Here is a 13,473-nt window from a genome sequence, read left to right as displayed (position 1 = left end):
GGATGGCGGTGCTGCGCCGCACTGACCTAGCGGCCGGCTAACCTTATCGACACCTGGGAGAAGCCCCACATGGCGACGATCAATAAGGTGATGGTGGGCGAGGCCCTCGTCGGCGACGGCAACGAGGTGGCCCATATCGACCTCATCATCGGCCCGCGCGGCAGCGCCGCCGAGACGGCGTTCTGCAACAGCCTGACCAACAACAAGCACGGCTTCACCAGCCTGCTCGCGGTCGTGGCGCCGAACCTGCCTTGCAAGCCGAACACCCTGCTGTTCAACAAGGTCACGATCAACGACGCCCGCCAGGCGGTCCAGATGTTCGGACCCGCCCAGCACGCCGTCGCCAAGGCGGTGCAGGATTGCGTCGCCGAGGGCATCATCCCGGCGAACGAGGCCGACGACCTGTACATCCTGGTCGGCGTGTTCATCCACTGGGAAGCCGCGGACGACGCCAAGATCGAGAAGTACAACTACGAGGCCACCAAGCTGTCGATCGAGCGCGCCATCAAGGGCACGCCGACCGCCGCCGAGGTCACGCAGCAGTACAAGACCGCCCAGCACCCCTTCGCGGCGAACGTCGCTTAGACAGGAAACCGTCCGGAACAGTCAGCGGCACCTCCCCCGCCGCCCCCGCCGCCTCCGCCGCAGGGTCTGTTCCAGCGACTGGCCTCCATTTTCCTCGGACGCTGAACGCACGATCGGGAGGGCCCTCAGGGGCCCTCCCTTTTTCGTCTCCCGGCGCGGGCCGTCCGGGCGCCGCGCGGCGGGCATCGGCTCCGCGGGGCCGCCGGATTCGACACGGTTGTCGGCCGCCCAGCGCATGGGCAGAATCCCGGGCCGGCGCATCTTTGAGCGCCGGCCCCTGAGCGATATCCAGCCTCTCCGCTGTTCCCTTCGGCAGCGTGCTGTAGGGTGAGGCAGGGACGCCCGCGGCAGACGGGCGCCCTGAGGATGCGCGGGACCGGAGGGAGACCCACCATGCAGGATGTCGCACGGGCGCCGGATGCGCCGCTGCCGCAGACCGAAAGCACCGCCTGGTGGGCGGCCATGCCCCTCGACCTCTGGGGCGTGGTGCTGGCGGTGATCGCCGCGGGTGCGCTGAAGCTCGCCGGAATCCTGCCCTGACCCCTCCACGCCGCGGTCGCACTCTCGCCAAAGCTCCCGATCACCGTCGCCGGCAAGGGTTTCGCAAGGAACGGCCGGCACGATCCAGGTCCGGACCGACAGCGAATCGATCGCGCGCAGGAGGACGGTTCCATGCTGATGGCCTTCGTCGGACGCCTCGCCCAGTCCTGGCGGGACCTCGTCGCTGAGTTCATGGACCCCTACCGCCCCGAGCTGCACTATATGCGCGGTCCCGGCCCGCGCTGGCGCGAGCGGCATCCCGAGGGCTGAAGTCCCCGCTCATCCGGGCCGGGTGTCGTCCGGGCGCGCCGTCTTGCGCGCCGGTTCCGAATCGGTCCCAGCTCGCGGCTCCGTTCGACGACCGGAGCCCGCCGGTGAGCACAGCGCCCGATTCCGCCCACGAAGACTCCGCCCGAAAGTTCGACGCCTCCCGCGCCGGGGAATACCGGCAGCAGAGCCGCATCGCGCTCGCCGGCTACGAGGCCTGCCACGAGCTCTCCGCCTGCATGCTGGCCGCTGCCCTCGGCGCCGGCCGGGAGGCGCGGATCCTGGTGGCGGGAGCCGGCGGCGGGGCGACCGAGATCGTGGCGGCGGCGGCGCTCGAGCCGCGCTGGCGCTTCACCGCGGTCGATCCGTCCGAGCCGATGCTGGCGCTCGCCGTCGCCCGGCTGGCGGAGACCGGCCTGGCGGCGCGGACGGAGGTGGTGCACGGCACGGTCGCCGACCTGCCGGACGAGGCGGCGTTCGACGCCGCGACCCTGATCGGGGTGCTCCACCACCTGCCCGGGGACGAGGCCAAGCGGGCGATCCTGCGGGACATCGCCCGGCGCCTGCGCCCCGGCGCACCGCTGATCCTCGCGGGCAACTACCGGGCCTATGCGAGCGAGCCGCTGCTGCTCGCCGCCTGGGGCGAGCGCTGGCGCCAGCAGGGGGCCGGGCCCGCGGAGGTCGAGGCCAAGCGCGCCAGGATCCTGCAGGGGGCCGATCCGCCCCCGTCCGAGGACGCTGTGGCCGAACTCCTGCGCGAGGGCGGCTTCGCGCCGCCGCTCCGGTTCTTCTCGAGCCTGTTCTGGGGCGCCTGGCTCGCCCGCAGGGTCCCGGACGCGGCCTGAACGGCACGTCCGGGCGGGATGGCTCACCCGGCGACCGCCGCCTCGGCGAGGGTGTCGGGCCGGTCGGAGAGGCGGCTCGCGACCACGAGCCCGATCAGCGCGGAGGCGGCGATGATCAGGGCCGGCGCCGCCGTCCAGCCGGTGGCGCCGATCAGCGCGTTGGCGGCCAGCGGCCCGAGGCCGCTGAGCAGCGTGAAGCCGATGTTGAGCGAGAGCGCGACGCCGCTGAACCGCACCCGGGTCGGAAACAGCCCGGCCAGCAGGTAGGCGAAGCTGCCGTTAGCGCCGGCCACGGCCATGGTGAGGAGCGGCAGCACCAGGAACAGGTTCGCGTCGCCCCGCGCCAGCACCTGGTAGGCGGGAATCACGCCGATCAGGACGACGAGCGCGGAGGCCTGCATCAGCCGGCGCGGCGCCACCCGGTCGGCGAAGAACGAGGCGAAGAGCAGCGAGGCCGACATGGCGAAGAGCGCGAGGTTCATCGCCACCGCCACGGTCTTGGACGGGTACTTCAGCACCTGGATCAGGTAGGCCGGCATGTGGGCGAACAGGATGCCGTTGAAGCCCGCCGTGAGCGCCACGATGCCGACGCCGAGCAGCACCTGGCCGCGGTGATCGCGCAGCACCTCTCCGACCGGGCTGCGGGCGGCCCGGTGCTGGAGGCGCAGGAATTCCGGCGTCTCCTCCAGGGAGCGCCGCAGCCAGAAGCTCACCAGCCCGACCACGCCGCCGAACAGGAAGGCGAGGCGCCAACCCGACTCGGCCATGGCGGCCGGGGGCAGCACCGATTGCAGGGCGAGGTTGACCAGCGCCGCGAGCAGCACGCCGCCGTTGACGAGGCAGAAGACGATGCCGCAGGCGAGCCCCGGGCGGCGCGAGGCGGTCTCGACCACGAAGGTGATGGCGCCGGGGAGTTCCCCGCCGATGCAGAGCCCCTGCACGAAGCGCAGGGTCACGAGGAGCAGGGTTGCCCACACGCCCCACGAGGCGTAGGACGGCACCAGCCCCATGGCGAGGGTGCAGGCCGACATGGTGAAGACGGTGACCACGAACACCGTCTTGCGGCCGTAGCGGTCGCCGAAATGGCTCAGCACCAGACCGCCGAGCGGCCGGGCGAGATAGCCGACCGCGAACACCGCCAGCGACAGGGTGAGCGCCACCACCGGATCGGTCGCCGGGAAGAACGCCGCGGCGATGTCCTTGGCGAAGATCCCGTAGACGATGAAGTCGTAGTATTCGAGCCCGCCGCCGAGGCTCGCGAGCAGCGTCATTGTCCATTGGCGGCGGGTGAGATCGTGCCCGCCGCTCGCATCCGGTGTCATCGTGGTGCCCTCCGGGGCCTTATCGTTCTTGTGCCCCCGGAGCGCCCCTTAATGCAGTTGGGCCGGCGTCGCTATGTTGCGACCGCTACATCACCGCGCCGATCTGCCAGGGCACGAACTCGGCATCGCCGTAACCGAACCCTTCCGACTTGGTGCGCTCGCCGGACGCCACGCGCAGGACCGTCTCGAAGATCTGGCGGCCCTTCTCCTCGATCGAGACGCCGTCGAGCACGTCGCCGCAATCGATGTCCATGTCGTCCTGCATCCGCCGGTACATCTCGCTGTTGGTGGCGAGCTTGATCGACGGGGTCGGCTTGCAGCCGTAGGCCGAGCCGCGGCCGGTGGTGAAGCACAGCACGTTGGCCCCACCCGCGACCTGCCCGGTGGCGGCCACCGGATCGAAGCCGGGCGTGTCCATGTAGACGAAGCCCTTGGCGGTCACCGGCTCGGCGTAGTGGTAGACGCCGGTCAGCGTGGTCGAGCCGCCCTTGGCGGTGGCGCCCAGCGACTTCTCCAGGATGGTGGTGAGGCCGCCGGCCTTGTTGCCGGGGGAGGGGTTGTTGTTCATCTCGCCGCCGTTGCGGGCGGTGTAGGCCTCCCACCAGTGGATCATCTCGACGAGCTTGTGGCCGATCTCGGGGCTCGCGGCCCGCGCCGTCAGCAGGTGCTCGGCGCCGTAGATCTCCGGCGTCTCGGACAGGATCGCGGTGCCGCCCTCGGCCACCAGCCGGTCGACCGCCGCACCCAGAGCGGGGTTCGCGGTGATGCCCGAATAGCCGTCCGACCCGCCGCATTGCAGCGCCAGCATCAGCTCGGAGGCCGGCACGGTCTCGCGCCGGGCCTTCGCCACGGCGGGCAGCATCTCGCGGAGCGCCGCCACGCCGGCCTCAATGGTGCGGCGCGTGCCGCCGGTGTCCTGGATGGTGAAGCTGCGGAAGGTCTCGCTCTCCTCGATGCCGTAGGCGCGCTTCCAGCGGTCGATCTGCAGGCCCTCGCAGCCGAGGCCCACCATGATCACGCCGCCCATGTTGGGGTTGGCGGCGTAGCCCCACAGCGTGCGCTTGAGGATGTCGGCGCCCTCGCCCTGGATGTCGTAGCCGCAGCCGGTGCCGTGGGTGAGCGGGATGATGCCGTCGATGCCCGGGAACTCGTCGAGGAGGCCGGAGCGCCGCGCCTCTTCGGCGATGAAGCGCGCGACCGTGGCCGAGCAGTTCACCGAGGTCAGCACGCCGACGTAGTTGCGGGTGCCGACCCGGCCGTCGGCCCGGCGGTAGCCCTCGAAGGTGGCGCGCTGGGTCTCCGGCACCATCGCGACGGGACGCGCTTCCTCGCAGAAGCGGTAGTCGCGGGCGAAATCGCCCTTGGCTTCGCCCAAGCCCACATTGTGCTCGTGCACCCACTCGCCAGGGGCGATGGGCCGGTTCGCAAAGCCGATGATCTGGCCGAACTTGCGGATCGGCGCGCCCTCGGGAATCGCCACCACCGCGAATTTGTGACCCCGCGGCACGCGGGCGGAGGCGGTCACGCCCTCGACGGCGGCGCCGGGCACGATCGGGTCCACCGCCACCACGACGTTGTCCTCGTGGCTGAGGCGCACGATGCGGGGGTTGGTGGGGTGGAGCGGGGTGGGGGCGGACATGGGTGGGACCTTTTGGGAACTGTCTTTGGACCATACGGCCGCGTGAAGCCGTCTGGAATGTCGTCGATGCCACCCCACCCGCGGCCTCATCCTGAGGTGCGAACGACGCGAGCCTCGAAGGAGGGCTCCAGAAACCACCGCGATCCCTTGAGCCCTCCTTCGAGGTCAGTCGATCTGCGATCGACTGACACCTCAGGATGAGGTGGTGGGTGGGAATCGAAACCTGCTTGCCGAAACGGCGATCACTGCGCCAAGGCCTCCGCCTTGGCCCGCCCGCCCAAGTAGGCCGCGCGGATGTCGTCGTTGGCCCACAGGTCCTGCGGCGCGCCGCTGAGCACCAGTTGCCCGGTCTCCAGCACGTAGCCGCGATCGGCGACGGAGAGGCCCATGCGGGCGTTCTGCTCGACGAGGAGCACGGTGGTGCCGCGCCGGCGCACCTCGGCGATGATCGCGAACACCGCCTGGACGATCACCGGGGCCAAGCCCAGCGACGGCTCGTCGAGGAGCAGGATGCGGGGTTTCGCCATCAGCCCGCGGGCCAGCGCCACCATCTGGAGCTGGCCGCCCGAGAGCGTCCAGCCCAGCGCGTCGCCGAAGCGGCGGATGTCGGGGAAGAGCTCGAACATGCCCTCCGCCTCGTCCTTGATCTGGCGGGTCGAGAGTCCCTTCCGGTTGGAGGCGCCGAGCATGATGTTCTCGCGCACCGTGAGGCCCGGGAAGACCCGTCGCCCCTCCGGCACGTGCGCCACGCCGCGGCGCACGATCTCCTCGGGCTTCAGGCCCAGCAGCGACTGGCCCTCGAACAGCACCTCGCCGCCGGCCGGCTTCACCAGGCCCGAGATGGTCTTCAGCGTCGTCGACTTGCCGGCGCCGTTGGAGCCGAGCAGCGTCACGACCTCGCCGGCCTCGACCGAGAACGAGATGCCGCGCACGGCCTCGATCTCGCCGTAGCGCACGGTCAGGTCGCAGATTTCCAGGAGTGCCATGGATGTCTCCTGCTCAGGCCGTCGCGAGGTCGGTCTTGAGGCCGATCGTCGGTCCCTCGGTGCTCTCCTGACCGAGATAGGCCTCGATCACCGCCGGCTCGCGCAAAACCGTGGCGGTCACCCCGTCGGCGATGCGCCGGCCGAAGTTGAGCACCGTGATGTGGCTCGCCACGTCGCTCACCAGCGTCATGTCGTGGTCGATGATCAGGATGGTCAGGCCCTTGGCGGCCATCCGGCGCAGCAGCACGGTGAGCGCGTTCTTCTCGGTCGAGTTGAGGCCCGCCGCCGGCTCGTCGAGGAGGAGGAGCACCGGGTTGCCGGCGAGCGCCCGGGCGATCTCGACCAGGCGCTGGTGGCCGTAGGAGAAGGACGAGATCGGCTCGTCGGCCCGCGCCTCCAGCCCGACGAAGGCGAGAGCGGCGCGCGCCCGCGCCTCCAGCGAGGCGCGGTCCTGGGCGACGATGGCATTGCCCGGCCGCTCGGCGCCGATCACCACGTTCTCGAGCGCGCTCATCGAGCGGAAGAGCCGGATGTTCTGGAACGTCCGCCCGAGGCCCGAGGCCGCGCGCCGGTGCGGCGCGAAGCGGGTGATGTCCTGCCCGTCGAGTCGAACCCTTCCGCCGGTCGGGGAGTAGAGGCCCGACAGCACGTTGAGCGTCGTGGTCTTGCCCGACCCGTTCGGGCCGATCAGCGCGTGGATGCCGCCGCGGGCGACCGTGAAGCTGACCTCGTCCACGGCCTTCAGGCCGCCGAAGTGCTTGGACAATCCCTCGACCTGGAGCACCGGGACGGCGGAGGCCGCCGCTTGCGTCAGCGTCAGTTCCTGCGCCCGGGGGGCGGCGGGTTTCCTCGGCCGCAGGCGCTTCACCTGGTCGCCGAGGAAGCCCCAGATGCCCTCCGGCATGAACACCACAATCAGGATGACGGCGAGCCCGTAGATCGCCAGGTAGAGGCCCGGGATCTCCTTGAGGAACCGCAGCCATTCCGGGATCAGGATCAGGAGCCCGGTGCCGATCACCGCGCCGACCGGCGAGCCGACGCCGCCCAAGAGCGCCATGGTGAGGAACACCACCGACTCGGCGAAGGAGAACTGGTCCGGGCTGATATAGGTGAAGCTGCCGGCAAACAGCCCGCCGCCCAACCCCGCGAGGAGCGCCCCGATGGCGAAGGCCGCCACCTTGGTGCGGTAGATGTCGATGCCGGTGACGCCCGCCGCCAGTTCGTTGTCGCGCACCGCCCGCATGGCGCGGCCGAGCCGGGTCTTGGGCATCCGCCACACCGCGTAGGCGACCGCCGCCAGCACGACGATGCAGAGCGCGAGGTAGCTCTGGCCGTCGGTGAACAGGCCCGGCCGCTTGATGTTCGGCACGCCGTCCGGCCCGTGGGTGACGGGAATCCAGTTGATCATGATCAGCGTCAGGATCTGCTGGAACGAGATCGTCACCATGGCGAGGTAGTGGCCGCCGAGCCGCAGGGTCGAGGCGCCGAGCACCGCACCGAGGACGAGCGCGAGCGCGAGACCAATCGGCAGGCAGAGCCAGAAGCTGATCCCGAGATCGACCGTGCCGAGGCCGACCGCGTAGGCGCCGATGCCGAAGAAGGCGGCCTGGGCGAGGTTGATCTGCCCGCACAGCCCCAGCACGACGGTGAGCCCGATGACCGCGATGGCGTAGGTCGCGGCCTGCATCAGGATGTTGAGCACGTAGCCGCTGAACGGCGTCGTGGCGGCGAGGAACACCGCGACCGCGACCAATGCGACGTAGGCGAGAGTGCCGACGGGGAAGCGGCGGGCGGGAGCCACGGACGCCGGGTCCGCCGCGACGGGGCGAGGGGAGCCGGTCATGCTTTCTCCGCGATGCGTTCGCCGAAGATGCCCTGCGGGCGCAGGGCCAGGAAGGCGACGAGGACGATGAACGCGAAGGCGTCCTTGTAGGGCACCGAAATGTAGGCCGCGCCGAAGGTCTCGATGATGCCGAGAGCGAGCCCGCCGATGATGGCGCCCGTGACGTCGCCGAACCCGCCGATGATGGTGGCGGCAAACGCCTTCAGCGCGATGGTGGCGCCCATCTGGATCGACACGAACAGCACGGGTGCCACCAGGATGCCGGCGATGCCGCCCAGCACCGCGCTGTACACGAAGGTCAGCATGATCATCCCGGCGACCGGGATGCCGAGCAGTGCCGCCATCTCCTTGTCCTGGGAGGTCGCCTGGAGCTTCTTGCCGATCAGGGTGTGCTCGAAGAACCAGTACTGGAACGCCACCAGCACCGCGGTCACGGCGATGATCAGCAGGTACTGGGTGTCGAGGTAGACCGGGCCGACCAGGAAGCCTTGCGTCTCGAAGACCGGCGGCAGCACCTGCGGCTGCGGCCCGTAGAGCGCGAGCGTGGTGTTGGCGAGGAAGATCGAGGCGCCGATGGTCGAGATGATCACCGGCAGATAGGTGCGGTGGCGCAACGGATAATAGACGCCGAGGTTGAACAGGGCGCCTAGCGCCGCCATGCCGCCGATGGCGAGCAGGAAGGACAGCCAGTACGGCCATTGCAGGTCGACGGCGAAGACCACCATCAGGAAGGCGGCCACCATCGAGAACTCGCCTTGCGCGAAGTTCACCACGTTGGTGGCGCGGAAGATCAGCACGAAGCCGAGCGCGACGAGCGCGTAGACGGCGCCGATGCCGATCCCCGTGAAGAGAAGCTGGAGGATGAGGTCCATGCGGGCCCGCCCCGATCGGATGAGAAGGGTCGTGCCGCCGCGCGTCTTGTCGAGACTCTTGCAGCGGCCGAGACGGCGTCGGGACGGCGCGTCGCCGTCCCGCTCGGGGTCTTCCGAAGGTCAGGCCTTGTAGAAGTCGATGCGCTTGTCGAAGACGATGTTGCCCTTGTCGTTGCGCACCACGTTGTAGCCGTGCAGGCCGTCGCCGTTCTGGTCGAAGTTGTAGGTGCCCTCGGCGCCCTCGTGCCCGCGGATGGCGAGGAGTGCCTCGCGGATCGCCTTCGGATCGGTCTTGCCGGCGGCGTTGATGGCCTTCGCCAGCACCGTCACGGCGTCGAAGGTCCAGGAGGACTGGTTGTCGGGGGCGAGCTTCATCACGCCCCGGTAGGCCTTGCCGAAGTTGCGCGCCGCGTCGCTCGATTCTTCCGCGTAATCCGCCACCCCGTAGGTGTTGTAGAGCGACGGCCCGGCGAGCTTGAGCGCCGTGACGTTGACGATCGAGGCCGAGCCGACCCAGGGCGCCTGCACGCCGAGCTGGCGCAGTTGGCGGGCGAAGATGCCGAGGTCGTTCTCGAAGGTGAAGTACGAGCCGATCACGTCGGCGCCGGACTGGCGGATCGCCAGCACGACGGGCGTGAAGTCCTGGCTCTGGTTGGTGTAGCCCTGGTCGAGGGCCACCGTGGCGCCGGCCTTGCCCAGAGCCTCCGTCAGCGCCTTGGCGCCGCTGGTGCCGAAGGCGTCGGTCGAGTGGATGATCGCCCACTTCTTCTTGGCGAGCGTGGTCACGCCGTACTCGGCGATGACCCGGGCCGAGAAGCTGTCGTTCGGGCGGAAGCGGAACAGCCAGGGATTGCCGAGCTGGGTCAGCACCGGATCGGTGCCACCGAAGGCCACGGGCTTTCCGGTCTTGAGGATGTCCGGCGCCATGGCGTGGTTCTGGGTCGAGCGGATCGAGCCGAGGAACGCCACGAGGTCGGGTTGCGAGGCGAGCTTCGAGAAGGCCAGCACCGCGCCCGGATTGGTGGTCTGGTCGTCCTCGGTGACGAGCTCCAGCGGCTTGCCGAGCACGCCGCCGGCCTTGTTGACGGCCTCGAGCGCGATCTTGGCGCCGTTGAGGGCGAAGCGGCCGGCATCCGCCCCGGGTCCGGTGACCGGCAGCACCATGCCGATCCGCACCGTGCCGCCCTGGGCGCTCGCGGGCCGGATGATCGACGGCGCGACGACGCCGGCCGCCGCGACCGTGGCCGCACTCTTCAGGAAAACGCGACGCGTCGTCCTCATCGGCATGTTCCTCCCGTGGGAATTGACCGATGCTTCGAGGCCCGGCCTTGGCTCGGATGAGACACCGGCAGCGCTGCCATGTCCATCCCCAACGCCGACGGCCCGGGATTAAAATTGCCGGGCCTGATCTGCGCCGGACGCCCTCGACCTGCGGCCGCGGCGCGGCCATTCTCCCGCGCGCCAGACCGTGCGGCCGCCTCGACCGGCCGCCGGGACCAAGAAACCCAGAACCAAGAAACCGGGAGGATTCTACCATGCAGATCTCAGCCAGCGGCCTGACCGCCTACGTGCGGGACATCTTTTCCCGCGCCGGCTGCTCGGAGGCGGAGGCCGAGCGGATCGGCCGCTACCTCGTCGCCGCCAACCTGACCGGGCACGACAGCCACGGCGTCATCCGGGTGCCGCGCTACGTGTCCTGGCTGCAGGAGGGCGAGGTCGAGGCCGACAAGACCCCCGAGGTGGTGACCGACGGCCCGGCCTTCGCGCTGGTCGACGCGCATTACGGCTTCGGCCAGACCGCCGGGCCGTTCGCGACCGAGCTCGGCATCCGGAAGGCGCGGGAGAACGGCGTCGCCATCGTGGCGTTGCGACACGCCGGCCATCTCGGCCGCATGGGCGAGTGGGCCGAGCAGGCCGCCGCCGCCGGCCTCGTCTCGGTGCATTTCGTCAACGTGGCCGGCAGCCTCCTCGTCGCGCCGTTCGGCTCGGTCGACCGGCGCTTCTCGACCGCGCCCTTCGCGGCCGGTTTTCCGGTCCAGGGCGCCGACCCGGTGATCCTCGACTTCGCCACCTCGGCGGTGGCCGAGGGCAAGGTGCTGGTCGCCTCGCAGGGCGGCAAGGCGCTGCCCGAGGGCGTGCTGATCGAGCCGGACGGGCGCCTCTCGTCCGACCCCGCGACGCTCTACGGCCCCCTCGACGGCCCGGAGCGCGACAACCTCAAGGGCGCCGGCGCGATCCGGGCCTTCGGCGAGCACAAGGGATCGGGTCTGGCCCTGCTATGCGAGTTGCTCGCCGGCGCCCTCACCGGATCGGGCACGGCGGGGCCGGGGCCGCGGCGGTTCTGCAACGGGATGCTGTCGCTCTACATGACGCCCGAGGCTTTCGGGTCGCAGGACGCGATGGTGCAGGAGACCCGCGCCTATCTCGACTTCTTCAAGGGCGCGCGGCCGGTGCCGGGCGGCGAGGTGCTGCTGCCGGGCGAGCCGGAGCGGCGCACCCGCGCCAAGCGCCTGGCGGACGGCGTGCCGCTGCCCGATCCGGTGTGGGAGACCCTGCTGGCGGCAGGACGGCCGTTCGGGTTGGATGGGGAGGCGTATCGCACATAGCTCAGCGGATCCGAGCGGTCCTCATTGGGCCGCCCAATCCTCGATGACGAGACCGGGCACTCGGCTGAACTCACCGACATTGCCGGTCACGAGCGTAAGGTTCGCCGCGAGCGCGTGCGCGGCGATCCAGACATCGTTGTTGCCGATCAGCTGCCCTTGTCGTCCGAGCGTGGCCCGGATTTCACCATAGCGGCGGCCGGTTTCCTGGGGCTCGGCGATCTCGATCGGAACGACCGCGACCAGCCGGGCGAGGACTGCGAAAGCGTTGTCCCGGTCCGCGCTCTTCTCCGCCCCAAAGCACAGCTCGCCGTAAGTGACTGGCGACATGACGGCTTCGCCGATGCGGAGTGCCGTCAACCGAGCGACGACCGAGCGTGGCCGCCGGCGCCTGAGCGCGATGATGACGTTCGTATCGAGGAGGTAGCGAGGCTTCACAGGCCCTCGCGCACCTGCGGCGGCCCATCCTGCAGATCGATCAGCATGTCGGCGGGCATGTCGTCGATGATGTCGAGGAGCACGGAGAGATTGGCCGGGCGCTCGCGCAGGACGACTTCGTCGCCACGGCGAAAAATCTCGACCTCGCTGCCGTCGAATCGGAACTCTCGCGGCAGTCTGACGGCCTGGCTGCCTCCGGACATGAAGAGCTTGGCAACAGTCATGAAGCCTCCGTATATACCCGACATATATACATCGGCCGTCCGATCGCCACAACGGCGGTCGGCTTGTAGAAAACAGCGAGACACCGCGCCCCGCTTCCGTACAATCCCCTCCGTCCGGCACGAAGACCGGACGGGAGGAGACGAGTGATGAACCGACGTGACGTCCTCGCGGGCGCCGCCGCCCTGACCGCAACCACGGTCGCGGCGCGGGCCGAAAGGCTGCCCCTCGGCGACCTGCCGGGCACCCGCTATCCCGACCCGCGGGTCGAGGCCCTGGACAAGCGCTTCCGCTACAAGGTCGGCAACGCCGCCATCGAGCGCATCGCCACCGGCTTCCGCTGGGCCGAGGGGCCGGTCTATTTCCGGGACGGCGGCTACCTCCTATGGAGCGACATCCCGAACAACCGGATCATGCGCTGGCTCGAGAACGGCCATGTCAGCGTGTACCGGGCGAATGCCAACTACTCGAACGGCAACACTCGCGACCGGCAGGGGCGGCTGATCACCTGCGAGCACGACACCCGCCGGGTGACCCGCACCGAGCCCGACGGCAAGATCACGGTGCTGATCGACCGGTTCGACGGCAAGCCGCTCAACGCCCCCAACGACGTGGTGGTGGCGTCCGACAACGCGATCTGGTTCACCGATCCGGGCTACGGCATCGACGGGTTCTACGAGGGCCACAAGGACAAGGCGGAGCTGCCGACCCGGGTCTACCGCCTCGATCCCGCGACCGGCCAGGCCAAGGTCGCGGCCGACGGCATCGACCGGCCGAACGGGCTCGCCTTCTCGCCCGACGAAAAGATCCTCTACGTCGTCGATTCCGGCGCCACCCATGGCGGGCGGGCCAACATCCGCGCCTTCACCGTCGAGGGCGACCGGCTCACCGGCGACCGGGTGTTCGCGGAGGGCTTCGCGCCGGGCTTCACCGACGGGGTGCGCACCGACGTCGACGGCAACGTCTGGTGCTCGATGGGCTGGGCCGACCCGAAGGAGGACGGGGTGCGCTGCTACGCGCCGTCGGGCGACCTGATCGGCAAGATCCACCTGCCCGAGACCTGCGCCAACCTGTGCTTCGGCGGGCCGAAGAAGAACCGGCTGTTCATGGCGGCGAGCACGTCGATCTACGCGGTGTACGTCGAGACGCAGGGCGCGATGGTGCCGTAACGGCCTCGAGGACGGCTCGAAAGGGGCGACGCGAAGACGGTCGTAGAAGGCTCACGGACCGCGACCGCCCGGTCTCACTCCGCTGCGGGCGGGGGCATGTCCCGGCGAGACGGCCACGGGCTCGTCGCAGAACCGAGGGCGA

The 13,473-nt window shown here is 70.0% G+C and carries 14 protein-coding genes; 6 read left to right on the top strand and 8 right to left on the bottom strand.

The genetic code is table 11. The annotated features are described in order from the left end of the window. The first annotated feature begins 69 nt into the window (after nt 1-69). The 4 genes from fae to V3T34_RS11485 all read left to right on the top strand — a co-directional run bounded on the left by fae (nt 70) and on the right by V3T34_RS11485 (nt 2,237). Complete coding sequence (fae, locus tag V3T34_RS11500) at nt 70-585, top strand: formaldehyde-activating enzyme (protein WP_048436284.1); 516 nt, start codon at nt 70-72, stop codon at nt 583-585. Between the two features lie 393 nt (nt 586-978). After that, complete coding sequence (locus tag V3T34_RS11495; RefSeq protein ID WP_305077855.1) at nt 979-1,125, top strand: hypothetical protein; 147 nt, start codon at nt 979-981, stop codon at nt 1,123-1,125. Nucleotides 1,126-1,257: 132 nt separating this feature from the next. After that, nucleotides 1,258-1,395, top strand: a complete 138-nt coding sequence (locus V3T34_RS11490) for a hypothetical protein (RefSeq protein WP_167543925.1) — start codon at nt 1,258-1,260, stop codon at nt 1,393-1,395. A 104-nt stretch (nt 1,396-1,499) separates the two neighbouring features. Beyond that, nucleotides 1,500-2,237, top strand: a complete 738-nt coding sequence (locus tag V3T34_RS11485; protein WP_305077856.1) for a class I SAM-dependent methyltransferase — start codon at nt 1,500-1,502, stop codon at nt 2,235-2,237. Between the two features lie 23 nt (nt 2,238-2,260). Here the strand turns inward: V3T34_RS11485 and V3T34_RS11480 are convergent, their stop codons facing one another. The 6 genes from V3T34_RS11480 to V3T34_RS11455 form a co-directional block, all read right to left on the bottom strand. Then, nucleotides 2,261-3,559 carry an MFS transporter gene (locus tag V3T34_RS11480; RefSeq protein ID WP_305077857.1) on the bottom strand — a complete coding sequence of 433 codons (1,299 nt, stop codon included), beginning with the start codon at nt 3,557-3,559 and terminating at the stop codon, nt 2,261-2,263. 85 nt (nt 3,560-3,644) lie between these two features. Beyond that, nucleotides 3,645-5,198 carry a UxaA family hydrolase gene (locus tag V3T34_RS11475; protein ID WP_305077858.1) on the bottom strand — a complete coding sequence of 518 codons (1,554 nt, stop codon included), beginning with the start codon at nt 5,196-5,198 and terminating at the stop codon, nt 3,645-3,647. 242 nt (nt 5,199-5,440) lie between these two features. Further along, nucleotides 5,441-6,184 (bottom strand): ABC transporter ATP-binding protein, encoded by a 744-nt coding sequence (locus V3T34_RS11470; protein ID WP_305077859.1) that lies wholly within the window; start codon nt 6,182-6,184, stop codon nt 5,441-5,443. 13 nt (nt 6,185-6,197) lie between these two features. After that, nucleotides 6,198-8,027 (bottom strand): branched-chain amino acid ABC transporter ATP-binding protein/permease, encoded by a 1,830-nt coding sequence (locus V3T34_RS11465; protein WP_305077860.1) that lies wholly within the window; start codon nt 8,025-8,027, stop codon nt 6,198-6,200. Then, nucleotides 8,024-8,899, bottom strand: coding sequence for a branched-chain amino acid ABC transporter permease (locus V3T34_RS11460; RefSeq protein WP_060847566.1), 876 nt, complete (start codon nt 8,897-8,899; stop codon nt 8,024-8,026). Before V3T34_RS11460 ends, V3T34_RS11465 begins: the two co-directional genes overlap by 4 nt. 120 nt (nt 8,900-9,019) lie before the next feature. After that, a complete protein-coding gene (locus tag V3T34_RS11455; RefSeq protein ID WP_060847567.1) occupies nt 9,020-10,180 on the bottom strand; it encodes an ABC transporter substrate-binding protein in 1,161 nt (386 codons plus the stop codon). A 254-nt stretch (nt 10,181-10,434) separates the two neighbouring features. Between V3T34_RS11455 and V3T34_RS11450 the strand changes: the two genes are divergently transcribed. Next, complete coding sequence (locus V3T34_RS11450; protein ID WP_305077861.1) at nt 10,435-11,505, top strand: malate/lactate/ureidoglycolate dehydrogenase; 1,071 nt, start codon at nt 10,435-10,437, stop codon at nt 11,503-11,505. A 21-nt stretch (nt 11,506-11,526) separates the two neighbouring features. On the opposite strand, the gene V3T34_RS11445 is transcribed toward V3T34_RS11450, so the two are convergent. After that, nucleotides 11,527-11,940: a type II toxin-antitoxin system VapC family toxin gene (locus tag V3T34_RS11445; RefSeq protein WP_060847569.1), complete on the bottom strand. Its 414-nt coding sequence runs from the start codon at nt 11,938-11,940 to the stop codon at nt 11,527-11,529. Beyond that, nucleotides 11,937-12,164: an antitoxin gene (locus tag V3T34_RS11440; RefSeq protein ID WP_305077862.1), complete on the bottom strand. Its 228-nt coding sequence runs from the start codon at nt 12,162-12,164 to the stop codon at nt 11,937-11,939. The genes V3T34_RS11445 and V3T34_RS11440 overlap by 4 nt, the downstream gene beginning before the upstream one ends. Before the next feature lie 147 nt (nt 12,165-12,311). Here V3T34_RS11440 and V3T34_RS11435 point away from each other — a divergent pair, with 147 nt between their 5' ends. Next, nucleotides 12,312-13,331, top strand: coding sequence for an SMP-30/gluconolactonase/LRE family protein (locus V3T34_RS11435; protein ID WP_305077863.1), 1,020 nt, complete (start codon nt 12,312-12,314; stop codon nt 13,329-13,331). Nucleotides 13,332-13,473: the final 142 nt, after the last annotated feature.

Origin of the sequence: Methylobacterium ajmalii (assembly GCF_036448855.1) — a bacterium.
GTDB classification, from domain to species: Bacteria; Pseudomonadota; Alphaproteobacteria; order Rhizobiales; family Beijerinckiaceae; genus Methylobacterium; species Methylobacterium ajmalii.
This window is presented reverse-complemented; position numbering and strand designations above follow the sequence as displayed.

Bases quoted from the DNA above. Each gene is read 5' to 3' on its own strand.
- V3T34_RS11475 (WP_305077858.1), bottom strand. From the start codon at position 5,198: ATGTCCGCCCCCACCCCGCTCCACCCCACCAACCCCCGCATCGTGCGC.
- fae (WP_048436284.1), top strand. From the start codon at position 70: ATGGCGACGATCAATAAGGTGATGGTGGGCGAGGCCCTCGTCGGCGAC.
- V3T34_RS11455 (WP_060847567.1), bottom strand. From the start codon at position 10,180: ATGAGGACGACGCGTCGCGTTTTCCTGAAGAGTGCGGCCACGGTCGCG.
- V3T34_RS11490 (WP_167543925.1), top strand. From the start codon at position 1,258: ATGCTGATGGCCTTCGTCGGACGCCTCGCCCAGTCCTGGCGGGACCTC.
- V3T34_RS11480 (WP_305077857.1), bottom strand. From the start codon at position 3,559: ATGACACCGGATGCGAGCGGCGGGCACGATCTCACCCGCCGCCAATGG.
- V3T34_RS11470 (WP_305077859.1), bottom strand. From the start codon at position 6,184: ATGGCACTCCTGGAAATCTGCGACCTGACCGTGCGCTACGGCGAGATC.
- V3T34_RS11440 (WP_305077862.1), bottom strand. From the start codon at position 12,164: ATGACTGTTGCCAAGCTCTTCATGTCCGGAGGCAGCCAGGCCGTCAGA.
- V3T34_RS11460 (WP_060847566.1), bottom strand. From the start codon at position 8,899: ATGGACCTCATCCTCCAGCTTCTCTTCACGGGGATCGGCATCGGCGCC.
- V3T34_RS11435 (WP_305077863.1), top strand. From the start codon at position 12,312: ATGAACCGACGTGACGTCCTCGCGGGCGCCGCCGCCCTGACCGCAACC.
- V3T34_RS11495 (WP_305077855.1), top strand. From the start codon at position 979: ATGCAGGATGTCGCACGGGCGCCGGATGCGCCGCTGCCGCAGACCGAA.
- V3T34_RS11450 (WP_305077861.1), top strand. From the start codon at position 10,435: ATGCAGATCTCAGCCAGCGGCCTGACCGCCTACGTGCGGGACATCTTT.
- V3T34_RS11465 (WP_305077860.1), bottom strand. From the start codon at position 8,027: ATGACCGGCTCCCCTCGCCCCGTCGCGGCGGACCCGGCGTCCGTGGCT.